Source organism: Plantactinospora sp. KLBMP9567 (assembly GCF_033446045.1).
Classification (GTDB): Bacteria; Actinomycetota; Actinomycetes; order Mycobacteriales; family Micromonosporaceae; genus Plantactinospora.
This window is the reverse complement of sequence record NZ_JAWQRR010000059.1, coordinates 101,540-114,005: the sequence shown is the minus strand read 5'-3', so window position 1 is coordinate 114,005 and position 12,466 is coordinate 101,540. Positions and strand designations below refer to the sequence as shown.

The following is a 12,466-nucleotide window of genomic DNA, read 5'->3' as shown; positions in this document are numbered from 1 at the left end:
CGGTTCCGGTTGGAGCGGGGTGTGGTGGAGGGGTTGGTGGGGGTGGGGCGGGGTGTGGGTGCGACGTTGTTCATGACGTTGTTGGCGGGGTTCGTGGTGGTGTTGTCGCGGTATTCGGGGCAGCGTGAGGTGTGTGTGGGTACGCCGGTGGCGAATCGGTCGCGGGCGGAGTTGGAGGGTTTGATCGGTTTTTTTGTTAATACGTTGGTGTTGCGGGTTGGTGTGTCGGGTGGGGTGTCGTTTCGGGGGTTGGTGGGTCGGGTTCGGGATGTGGTGGTGGGTGGGTTGGAGCATGGGGGGTTGCCGTTCGAGCGGTTGGTGGAGGAGTTGCGGCCGGTGCGGCGGTTGAGTCATGCGCCGCTGTTCCAGGTGATGTTCATCCTGCAGAACGCGCCGCGTCCGGCGATGAGCCTGCCGGGTGTGCACACCGAGTCGGTACCGGTGGACAACGGCACCGCCAAGTACGACTTGACCCTGGAACTGGAACCGGCCGACGGCGGGCTGACCGGGATCGTCGAGTACAGCTCCGACCTGTTCGACGCGGACCGGATCCAGCGGATGCTGGAGCATCTGCGCTCCGTGCTCGCGTCGGCCGCCGCCGAGCCGGACCGCCCGGTTGGTTCGCTACCCATGCTCACCGGGGGCGAGCGGCGCCAGATCCTGCACGACTGGAACGACACGGCGTGCACCGCGCCGGTGGACCGTTGCGTGCACGAGCTGGTGGCGGCGCAGGCGGCGGCCACGCCCGACCGGATCGCCGTGCGGTGCGGCGACCGCGAGCTGACCTACGCCGAGCTGAACGAGGCGGCGAACCAGCTCGCCCGGGTGCTGATCGACCGCGGGGTCGGGCCGGAGGTACTGGTCGGCCTGCTCGCCGATCGGGACGTGGACTATCTCGTCGCCCTGCTGGCCATCTTCAAGGCCGGCGGCGCCTACGCCCCGCTGCACCCGGCCGAGCCGGCCGCCCGACTCGGGGCGATGGTGGCGCACTCCGGCTGCGGGCTCGTGCTCGCCGCCGACGCGTACGCGGACCTGGCCGGCACGGTCTGCGCCGGGCTTCCCGAGGAGAACCGGCCCGAGCTGTGTCTCCTCTCCGCGCTGCGGGCCGCCGCCGTGGACCGGGTCGGCGGCGACCCGGACCGGCGTGCGGTGCCCGGCAATCTCGGCTACCTGCTCTACACCTCCGGCTCCACCGGGACCCCGAAGGGCGTCATGGTGGAGCACGCGGGGCTGGTCAACCACCTGACCGCCAAGATCCGCGACCTGGGCATCACCGAGGCGGACGTGGTGGCGCAGAACGGTCCCCAGTCGTTCGACGTCTCGGTGTGGCAGTTCCTCGCCGCGCTGACCTGCGGCGGTTGTACGGAGATCATTCCCGACGAGATCGCCCACGACGCCGCCGCGCTGCTGGCCGAGACCGAACGCCGGGGGATATCCGTCCTCCAGGTGGTCCCATCCGTGCTGCGCCAGATGGTGCACGAGGCCGACACGCTCGGCGCGCTGCGCCCACGGCTGGGCGGGCTGCGCTGGATGGTGCCCACCGGCGACGCGCTGATGGCCGAGCTGTGCCGCCGCTGGTTCGCCGTCTACCCGGACGTCCCGATGCTCAACACGTACGGGTCGACCGAGTGCTCGGACGACCAGTGCCACCTGCCCCTGCTCGAACCGCCGCCCGCGGACGACGCGGCGCCGATCGTGCCGATCGGGCGTCCGATCGGCAACATGCGGGCGTACGTCCTCGACGAGCGGTTCCAGCCCTGCCCGGTCGGCGTACCCGGCGAGGTGTACATCGGGGGAGTGGGCGTGGGCCGCGGCTACCTGTCCGATCCGGAACGCACCGCGGGGACGTTCCTGCCCGACCCGTACTCGGGCGTGCCCGGTGCGCGGCTCTACCGCACCCGGGATGTCGGCCAGTTCCGCCCCGACGGCGCGATCGAGTTCCTGGGACGCAACGACCACCTCGTCAAGGTGCGCGGCTTCCGGATCGAGCCGGGCGAGATCGAGGCGGCGCTCGCCGAACACCCCGCCGTGCGGGACACGGTCGTGGTCGCGCACGACGACGGCGCCGGGCACAAGCGGCTGGTGGCGTACGTGGTCGCCGATCCCGGGCCGGTCTCCGGGGAGGTACTGCGCGCCTTCCTACGTGACCGGCTCCCGGAGTACATGGTGCCGGGCGTCTTCGTTCCGCTCGAATCGCTGCCGCTCAACGTGAACGGGAAGGTGGATCGCAAGGCACTGCCGGCGCCGGACCTCACGACCGGATCCCGCACCTACGTCGCACCCCGGACCCCGGTCGAGCACCAGGTCGCCCAGGTGTGGGCGGAGGTGCTGCGCCGGGACCGGATCAGTGTCGAGGAGAGCTTCTTCGACCTCGGCGGGCACTCCCTGCTGGCGAGCCAGGTCGTGGCCCGGCTGCGTCGGAGCCTCGACGTCGACCTGCCGCTCCGGGTGCTGTTCGAGGCGGACACCGTGGCGAGCCTGGCCGCCGAGGTCGAACGCCGGCTGTCCGGTGTGGACCGGGACGAGGATCTCACCGCCCTCGTCGAGGCCGTCGAGCGGATGACCGACGAAGAGGTGGAACTGCTGTTGAACGCCCAGAAGCCGGAGGCGCCGTGACCGAGTGGACCAGCCGGATCGCCGCGTTGCCGCCGGAGCGCCGAGCCCTGCTGGATCGGCTGCGCGAGCAGCGGCGGGCGGACCGGGACAGCATCGTGCCCCGGGCCCGGCACGACGAGGCGCCGCTCTCCTTCGCCCAGCAGCGGATGTGGTTCCTGCACCAGTACGAGCCGGAGAGCCCCGCGTACACCATCTACGAGGTGGTCCGTACCCGAGGCGTCTTGGACGTGTCGGCGCTGCGGCGCGCGGTCGCCGAGGTGTGCCGGCGCCACGAGGTGCTCCGGTCGACGTACCCGATCCGATCCGGCCAGGTCCGCCAGGAATTCACCGGCGGCGTCGCGGTGCTGGACGTGCGTGACCTGACCGGGGTGCCGGAGCCGGAGCGCGAGGCAGCGGCGCTTGACCACGCCGTCGCCGAGGCGCGGCGGCCGTTCGACATCGCGACCGGGCCGCTGCTGCGGGCCGCGCTGCTGCGGCTGCGCGCGGACGAGCACCTGCTGGTCCTGACCATGCACCACATCGTCTCCGACGGGTGGTCGACCGGGGTCCTGGTCGGCGAACTGACCACGCTCTACGCGGCCTTCGCGGCCGGACACCCGAGCCCGCTGCCGGAGCTGCCGATCCAGTACGCGGACTTCGCCGCCTGGCAACGCGACCGGCTTCGCGGCCCGGTGCTCGACCGCGAGCTGGCGTACTGGCGGGACGCGATGGCCGGCGCCCCGGCCGCGCTGGAACTGCCCACCGACCGCCCCCGCCCGCCCCGGCAGAGCTATCGCGGCGGATACCACCGGTTCCGGTTGGAGCGGGGTGTGGTGGAGGGGTTGGTGGGGGTGGGGCGGGGTGTGGGTGCGACGTTGTTCATGACGTTGTTGGCGGGGTTCGTGGTGGTGTTGTCGCGGTATTCGGGTCAGCGTGAGGTGTGTGTGGGTACGCCGGTGGCGAATCGGTCGCGGGCGGAGTTGGAGGGTTTGATCGGTTTTTTTGTTAATACGTTGGTGTTGCGGGTTGGTGTGTCGGGTGGGGTGTCGTTTCGGGGGTTGGTGGGTCGGGTTCGGGATGTGGTGGTGGGTGGGTTGGAGCATGGGGGGTTGCCGTTCGAGCGGTTGGTGGAGGAGTTGCGGCCGGTGCGGCGGTTGAGTCATGCGCCGCTGTTCCAGGTGATGTTCGTCCTGCAGAACGCGCCGCAGCCGCCGCTCTCGACGGCCCAGCTCGCCGTCGAACATGTCCCGCTGCACAACGGCACCACCAAGCTCGACCTGACCCTGGTGCTCACCGAGGACGCCGACGGGGTGGCCGCCGCGGTCGAATACGACAGCGACATATTCGACCCCGCCACGGTGGCGCGCTTCGCCGACCACTACCGGAACCTGCTGGCCGCCGCGCTGACCGACCCGGACCGTCCACTGTGGCGGGCCAGCCTGCTCGGCCGGGCGGAGCACGAGCAGCTCGTCGCCGGCGGGAACGGCACCGGAGCGGACATCGACACCGGCCGGACCGTGGTCGACCTGTTCGATTGCCAGGTCGCCCGGGCGCCGGACGCGGTGGCGGTCCGGCACGGCGAGGTCCGGCTGACCTACCGGGAGCTGGACGAGCGGGCCAATCAGGTGGCGCACCGCCTGCGGCTGCTCGGGGTCGGCCCGGACCGGGTCGTCGGGGTGTGCCTGGAGCGCTCGGTCGAGCTGGTGGTGGCCCTGCTGGCCGTACTCAAAGCCGGTGGCGCGTACGCGCCCCTGGACCCGGGACATCCGGCCCGGCGGCTCTCCTTCCTGGTGCGTGACTGTGGCGCCACCGCCGTGCTCACCCACGCGGCCGGGCAGCCGGCCGGCCTGGAGGGGGTGCCCCGGGTCGCGTTGGAACCGTTTCCAGCCGGCTCCGCCGGGGTACCGGTCGGCCCGCCGTCGGGTCGTCCGGGCGGGCTCAGCCTCGCCTACGTGATCTACACCTCCGGCTCGACCGGTACGCCGAAGGCGGTCATGAGCACCCATCAGGGCCTGCTCAACCGGCTGCTGTGGATGCAGGAGACCTACCGGCTCACGCCCGGCGACCGGGTGCTGCAGAAGACGCCGTTCGGGTTCGACGTGTCGGTGTGGGAGTTCTTCTGGCCGCTGCTGGCCGGCGCCCAGATGGTGGTCGCCGATCCCGGTGTGCACCGGGACCCGGCGGCCCTGGCCGACCTGATCACCACCGCGGGCGTCACCACCGTGCACTTCGTCCCGTCGATGCTGCGCCCCTTCCTTGACGAACTCGGCCTCGACGAGCCGGGCAGCGAGCGGTGCCGGAGCCTGCGCCACGTGATCTGTAGCGGGGAGGCGCTCCCCGTCGAGCTCGCCCGACGCTGCGCCGCGACGCTCGATGCGGGGCTGCACAACCTCTACGGCCCGACCGAGGCCTCCATCGACGTCACCGCTTGGGCGTACGGTGCCGGCGACGGGTCGACGGGCCCGACCGTCCCGATCGGACATCCCATCGCCAACACTTCGGTGCACGTGCTCGACGAGCGGCTCCACCCGGTTCCCGTCGGTGTCGCCGGCGAGCTGTACCTGGGTGGCCTCGGGCTGGCCCGCGGCTACCTCGGCCGGGCGGACCTCACCGCCGAGCGGTTCGTGCCGGACCCCTTCGCGGTGCGGCAGGGTGCCCGGCTGTACCGGACCGGCGACCGCGCCCGCCGCCGCCCGGACGGGGCGATCGAGTACCTCGGCCGGCTGGACCGCCAGGTCAAGGTGCGCGGCCAACGGATCGAGCCGGGCGAGATCGAGGCTGTGCTGCGCGAGCACCCGGAGGTCGCGGACGCGTCCGTGCTGGCATGGGTGTCACCGGCCGGCCCGGCCCAGCTCGTCGGCTACCTGGTGGCGGCGCCCGGTGCCGCGCCCGCCGTCCCGGACCTGCTCGACTTCCTGCGTGAGCGCCTGCCCGCGCACCTGATCCCGTCGCCGCTGATGCTGCTGGACGCGTTGCCGGTGACCGCGAACGGCAAGCTGGACCGGGCCGCCCTGCCGGCGCCGGGCGACACCCGCCCGGACGTGGGCACCTTCGTGCCGCCCGCGACGCCGGGTGAGGAGATCCTCGCCAGCGTCCTGGCGGCTGTGCTCGGGCTGGACCGAGTGGGCGTACAGGACAACTTCTTCGCCCTCGGCGGCGACTCGATCCGCGCCATCGAGGTGCTTGCGCTGGCCCGGGAACGCGGCGTGCCGCTGTCCCTGCGGGACCTGTTCAGCAACCCGACCGTGCGGGAGCTGGCCCGGACGCCGGGCGGGCGGCAGGACGATCCGGCCGGGGCCCCGGGTCCGGTCGACGCGCCGTTCGCGCTGATCCCGGACGAGGAGCGCGAGCGGCTTCCGCCCGACGCGGAAGACGCGTACCCGCTGACAGCCCTCCAGGCCGGGATGATTTTCGACAACGAGTACCGGGACGACTTCTCGATCTACCACGACGTGTTCAGCTTCCACTTACGCGGGCGATTCGACCCGGACGCGTTCGACAGTTCCGTGATCCAGCTCGCCGACCGGCACCCGGTGCTGCGTACCTCCATCGACCTGCACTCGTTCCGGGAGCCGCGCCAGGTCGTGCACCGCGGCGCCCGGGTGCCGGTCGCCGTGACCGACCTCCGGGACGCTGCGCCGCAGGCGCAGGAGGCGGCGATCGCCGACTGGCTGGATCAGGAGAAGGAGCGCGGGTTCTCCTGGAGCGCCCCGTCCCTGGTCCGTCTGCACGTGCACCTGCGCGGCCCGGACGCCTTCCAGGCCACGTTCAGCTGCTCCAACGTGATGCTCGACGGCTGGAGCATGGCGTCGATGCTCACCGAGTTGTTCACCAGCTACGCGGCGCTGCTGCGCGGCGGAGCGGCGCCGGCGGCGCAGGCGCCGGCCAGCACCTTCCGCCGGTACGTCGGCCTCGAACTTGCGGCCGTGGAGTCGGCCGCGCATCGCGACTACTGGGCGGCCACGCTGCGTGGGGCGAGTGGCGCGGCGCTGCCCCGCTGGCCAGTGCCCGAGTCCGAGCCCGAGTCCGAGCCCGCACCCGAGCCCGGTGCCGCTCGCGCGCCGGCCCGCCGTCGGCGGCACGCCGAGCCGGTGTCGATCCCGCCGGAGGTGGGCGACGGGCTGCACCGCCTCGCCCGCAGGGCGGCCGTGCCGGTCAAGAGCGTCCTGTTCGCGGCGCACCTGCGGGTGATGAGCCTGCGGGCCGGCGAGCCCGCGACTCTCACCGGTCTGGTCACCAACGGCCGCCCGGAGGAGCGGGACGGGGAACGTGCTCTGGGGCTGTACCTCAACGTGGTGCCGGTCCCCGTCACGGTTCCGGCCGGGTCGTGGACGGAGCTGGTCCGGCACGCGTTCGAGGTGGAACGGGAGATGTCGCCCCACCGGCGGTACCCGGCGGGCCGGATGGCCGGGCCCGGTGGCCAGCCGCCCCGGCTGCGTACCGCGTTCAACTTCGTCCAGTTCCACGTCTACCGGCTGCTCGAGGGGGTGACCGAGCTGGCGTTGCTGGACGCCAGGACCTTCGACGACACGAACTTCCCGCTGTGGACGGAGTTCGGCGTCGATCCGGCCACCTCCCGAATCTCCGCCGAACTGTCCTACGATGCCGCGGAGCTGCCGCCGGCCCAGGTCCGGGCCGTCGCCCGGGAGTACGCGGCCGTGCTGGCGGCGATGGTCCGCGAGCCGGACGGGCGCTGCGACCGGTTGCGGAGCATCGATCCGGCCGGCTACGAGGCCGTGGTCACGGGATGGAACGGCACGGGACGGCCGGTTCCGGTGGACCGGAGTCTGCCGGAACTCTTCGCCGCCCAGGTTGCCCGGACGCCGGCGGCCACCGCGTACCTCTGCGCGGGCGAGCGGATCAGCTATGCCGAGCTGGACCGCCGCGCCAACCGGCTGGCGCACCGCCTGCGCGCCCTCGGTGCCGGACCGGAGCAGGTCGTCGCGGTCTGCCTCGACCGGTCCCCGCACGCCGCCGTGGCACTGCTCGCGGTGCTGAAGGCGGGCGGCGTGTACGCGCCGCTGGATCCCGCGCAGCCGCCGGACCGGATGGCGACGCTGCTCGCCGCCACCGGCGCGGCGGTACTGGTCACGCGCTCCGAGCTGTCCCGGGTGCCGCCCCCGCCCGGCGTCGCCGTACTGGCGGTGGATCACACCGACCCGCCCGGTACGCCGGACACCGATCCCGGCGTCGCCGTGCACCCGGACGCGCTCGCCTACCTGCTCCACACGTCCGGCTCCACCGGCCGCCCCAAGGCGGTGGCCGTCGCGCACCGGCAGGTGCTGAACCGGCTGGCCTGGATGTGGCACGAGTACCCGTTCGGGGCAGGTGAGGTCGGCTGCCAGAAGACCAGTCTCGGCTTCGTGGACTCGCTGTGGGAGCTGCTCGGGCCGTTGCTGCGCGGCGTACCGACGGTGATCATTCCGGACGAGGAGGTCCGCGACCCGGCACGGCTGGTGCGGGCGCTGGCCGAGCACGGGGTGACCCGGATCTGGCTGGTGCCCACGCTGTTGCGGGTGCTGCTGGAGCACCAGACCGACCTCGCCGCGGCTCTTCCCCGGTTGGTGTACTGGGTGACCAGCGGGGAGGCGCTCACGCCGGAGCTGCTGCGGCTGTTCCGACGGCGCCTGCCGGGGCGCCGCCTGCTCAACATCTACGGCACCTCCGAGGTCTGGGACGTCACCTGCCACGAGCCGGGCGACCGGCCCGTGCCCGCCGTCGGCGTCCCCATCGGACGTCCGATCTGGAACATGCGCGCCCACGTCCTCGGCACCCGGGGCGAACCGGTGCCGGTCGGGGTGCCGGGGGAGCTCTACGTGGGCGGCGTGGGGTTGGCACGCGGCTACCACGACGATCCCGAGCTGACCGCGCAGGCGTTCGTCCCGGACCCGTTCGGGCCCGTTCCGGGGGGCCGGCTCTACCGCACCGGCGACCGCGCCTGCCAGCTGCCCGGCGGGGACATCCTCTACCTCGACCGGCGCGACCGGCAGCTCAAGGTGCGTGGTGTCCGGGTCGAGCCGGCCGAGGTGGAGGCGGTGCTGCGGAGCCATCCGGCGGTACGCGAGGCGGTCGTGCTCGGCGTACCCGGTGCCGACGGTGCCCGCATCCTGGCGGCCTACGTGGCGGCGGGTGACCCGGAGCCGTCAACGGCCGAACTGCGGCGGTTCGCCCGGGACCGGCTGCCGCCGCACCTGCTGCCGGCGCGCCTCGCGGTCCTACCGGATTTCCCGGTGACCACCAGCGGCAAGGTCGACCGGGTCGCGCTCGCCGCGCTGCCGCCGCCCGCCGAGGACCGTGGGCAGCCGTCCACCCCACCCCGTGGTGTCGTCGAGGAGACACTGTGCGACGTGTGGTCCGAGGTGCTGGGCCGGGACCGGATCGGGGTGGACGAGGACTTCCTGGACGCCGGTGGCGACTCGCTCGCCGCGATGCGGGTCGTGGCCGAACTGCGCCGGCACGGCTGGTCGGTGCCGGTCCGGACCATCTTCGAGACGTCCACGGTCGCCGAGCTGGCCCGGCGGCTGCCGGAGCGGGCCGTCGGGGCGCACCCGGTGCGGGCACCCGTACCGCGACTGTCCCGGGCACCGGGTGACAGGGTGCCGATGTCGTTTGCCCAGCGCCGGCTCTGGCTGGTGCACCAGATGGGCCACGGAGGCGCGCAGTGGAACGTCTTCGTCGCCGCGCGCCTGCACGGCCCGCTCGACGTCGAGGTCCTGCGAGGCGTCCTGCGGGAGATCGTCCGGCGGCACGAGGTGCTGCGTACCACGTTCCCCGACCCGGCGACCTGGACCGGCGAGCCGGCGCAGTGCGTGCGGGAGGAGCTGCCGCCCGAGTTCCGCCTGGCCGACCTCGGGCAGGTGCCGGAGTCGGACCGGGAGGAGAGGTTGCGGGAGGTCGCGACCACCGAGATCCGGCGCCCGTTCGACCTCGCCCAGGGGCCGCTGCTGCGCGCCCTGGTGGTGCGGGTCGGCCCCGACGAGCACGTCGCCGTGCTGGCCGCGCACCACATCGCCTGCGACGGCTGGTCCATGGAGCTGCTGTTGGCCGAGATCAGCGCCCTGTACCCGGCCCTTGCCGCCGGCGGGCCCGCGCCGCTTCCGGCGCTGCCCGTCCAGTACCCGGACTACGCCCTGTGGCAGCGGGAACGGCTGCGGGGCGCGCGGCTGGCCGCCCTGCTCGACCGATGGCGGGATCGTCTGCGGGACGCGCCCGACCTACTGGACCTGCCCGGCGGTACGGGCTCCGGCGGCGACGGCCGGACCGACACGAGGGTGCTGCCGCCGGCGCTGGGGGACGCGGTGCGGGACCTGGCCGCCCGGGCGGGCGCCACCCTGTTCATGGCGCTGCTGGCCGCCTACGCGCTGGTGCTGCGGCGGCTCACGGGCCGCGACGACATGGTGATCGGTACCGACGTCGCCGGCCGGGACCAGCCGGAGCTGGCCGGGCTGATCGGCTTCTTCGTCAACCAGCTGCCGCTGCGCGTGCAGTTGTCCGGCGTGCAGACCTTCGCCGACCTGCTGGCCAGGGTCCGGGACCGGACGCTGTCGGACTACGCACACGACGAGATGCCGTTCGACCGGCTGGTCGAGGAGCTCAAACCGCTCCGTCGACCGGGCCGGTCGCCGCTGTTCCAGGTGAAGCTCGTGCTCCAGAACGTGCCCGAGCACCAGCTCCGGCTGCCCGGCGTGCGGCTCGTGGACTACCCGCTGGACCGGGGGACCGCCCAGGTCGACCTGAACCTGCGCGCCGCCCGGACCACGCGCGGTGTCGTCCTCTCCGCCGAGTACGACACCGCGCGGGTCGCGCCGTCGACCGTGCGGCTGCTCCTGGCGCAGCTCGAAGCCGTACTCGACCAGGTGGTCGCCGAGCCCACGGCCCGGCTGGACGACCTGGACGCCGCACTGGAGGAGCGGGAACGGGAGCACGGCGAACGGGAGGCTGCCGCGCTCGCCGCAGCCGCCCGGGACGGCCTGCGCGGTGCGCGACGTCGCCCGCTGCCCAGGGTGCCCGACGCCGAGAGGAGACAGTGATGACGATGGACGCGCGACGATTCGTGGCGGGCCGGCGGCGGCCGGTCCCGAGCGGCGCCGGAGTCCTGGTGGAGATGGTCCCGCCGGCCGACCGGGGACTGCCCCTGATGGTGACCGCGACTGTGGCCGGAGTCGATCTGCGGGGCTGGGCCGCCGACCACCGCACCGATCTGGAGCAGTGGCTGCATCGGCACGGGGCCGTCCTGTTCCGGGGCTTCGGGCCGCCGTCGGTGCCGGACTTCGAGGCGTTCTTCGCCTCGCTCTACCCCGATCTGGTCGCCGAGCACGAACGCTCCTCGCCGCGCAGCCACGTGGCCGGCAACGTGTTCACCTCGACCGACCACCCCGCCGACCAACGGATCTACGTGCACAACGAGATGTCGTACTCCAGCACCTGGCCGGCCCGGCTGGCGTTCCACTGTGTGGCGGCGCCGGAGACGGGCGGCCAGACGCCGCTCGCCGACGTCCGTGAGGTGTACCGGCTGATCGATCCGGCGATCCGCGACCGGCTGGTGCGGCGGGGCGTCTGCTATGTGCGCAACTACGGCGACCGGTTCGGGCTGCCCTGGCAGACCTCCTTCCAGACCGACGACCGCGCCCGCCTGGAGGAGTACGCCCGGCAGGCGGGGCTCACGGTCGTGTGGCGCCCTGATGGTGGCCTGCGCACCCGCCGAACCGGCCCGGTCACCGCCCGACACCCGGTCACCGGGGACGTGGTGTGGTTCAACCACGCCACGTTCTTCCACGTGTCCACTCTGGAGCCGACGATCCGGGACGGGCTGCTGGCCGAGCTTCCGGAGGCGGACCTGCCGACCAACAGCTACTACGCCGACGGCGACCCGATCGAACCGGAGGTGCTCGACCACCTGCGCGCGGCCTACGAGCGGGCCACGGTGAGCTTCCCCTGGCAGGCCGGGGACATCCTGCTGGTGGACAACATGCTCGTCGCGCACGGCCGGGCGCCGTTCACCGGCGCCCGGAAGGTCGTCGTCGCGATGGCTCAGCCGGTTGCCGAGGCGGAGACACGGGCCTGACCCCCCGGACCCTGCGCCGCGCCGGAGTCCCGTACCTGGCGGGCGCGGCGCAGCAGCGCCACCGTGATCAGCAGCAGGGTGACCGCGGTGAACACGTGCCACAGGAAGTGCGTGCCGGCGCCGGGTATCCGGTCGCAGACGTGGGCGCCGTGCTCCCAGGCGCGCTCGTGCTCGACCTGGTCGATCGTGCGGGAGGTGATGGCGATCGTGAGCGTCCCGGTGGCCAGCCACATCAGCCGGGCGGACGCCCGGCGGGCCGGGTCGCGGGAGATGCCGACCGCGACCGCGAACCCGAGCAGGGTCACGAACGCGGGAAGGTAGCCGCCCACGGTGGCGGTCTCGCCCGCGGTCGTCTCGACCGCCCAGAGCAGCGCGCTCGCCGCGCCGGTGTAGGCCGGTGCGGCCAACCACGCGTACCGCCAGCGCACCCCCCACATCCAGTGCGCGAGACAGACCACGTAGGTGTGGATGAAGACGATGATGGACCAGTTGTCGACCTCGGCGCCCCACTCGGTGGCGGTCGTGTGCAGCGCGCCGCTGCCGAGACCGATGAGTGCCATCTCGACGGCGAGCACCACCACACTGGCCGGGACCCGCTCGCCGCGGGCGCGTCCCCGCGCCAGCAGCAGCCACACCGCCGCCGAGGCGACGAGGAACGCGACGTTGCTGACCGCGTTGAACGGCTCGCCCCAGAAGCCGGGCCCGGTTCGCTCGCAGTACCAGTCGACATAGTCCACGGGATCCCCCTGGGATGGCGATACGTTCTGCGGTGATGGTCGACGACACTCTCACCGTGCTCGATGGCGT

Annotated in this window: 4 protein-coding genes; 3 read left to right on the top strand and 1 reads right to left on the bottom strand. The window is 73.0% G+C overall.

Features of this window, described 5'->3' with window-relative positions; translation table 11 throughout:
• Positions 1 to 9: 9 nt before the first annotated feature.
• From R6Y94_RS41480 to R6Y94_RS41470, 3 genes are read left to right on the top strand one after another with little or no spacing between them, the layout of a single operon-like run.
• Complete coding sequence (locus R6Y94_RS41480) at positions 10 to 2,616, top strand: amino acid adenylation domain-containing protein (protein WP_318402507.1); 2,607 nt, start codon at positions 10 to 12, stop codon at positions 2,614 to 2,616.
• On the top strand, positions 2,613 to 10,625 hold the full coding sequence (locus tag R6Y94_RS41475) for a non-ribosomal peptide synthetase (RefSeq protein WP_318402498.1): 8,013 nt from the start codon (positions 2,613 to 2,615) through the stop codon (positions 10,623 to 10,625). The genes R6Y94_RS41480 and R6Y94_RS41475 overlap by 4 nt, the downstream gene beginning before the upstream one ends.
• Complete coding sequence (locus R6Y94_RS41470; protein ID WP_318402496.1) at positions 10,625 to 11,659, top strand: TauD/TfdA family dioxygenase; 1,035 nt, start codon at positions 10,625 to 10,627, stop codon at positions 11,657 to 11,659. Before R6Y94_RS41475 ends, R6Y94_RS41470 begins: the two co-directional genes overlap by 1 nt.
• On the opposite strand, the gene R6Y94_RS41465 is transcribed toward R6Y94_RS41470, so the two are convergent.
• The gene (locus tag R6Y94_RS41465; protein ID WP_318402495.1) at positions 11,626 to 12,396 is read right to left on the bottom strand and encodes a ceramidase domain-containing protein; all 771 of its coding nucleotides are present in this window, start codon (positions 12,394 to 12,396) and stop codon (positions 11,626 to 11,628) included. The genes R6Y94_RS41470 and R6Y94_RS41465 overlap by 34 nt on opposite strands.
• Positions 12,397 to 12,466 lie beyond the last annotated feature (70 nt).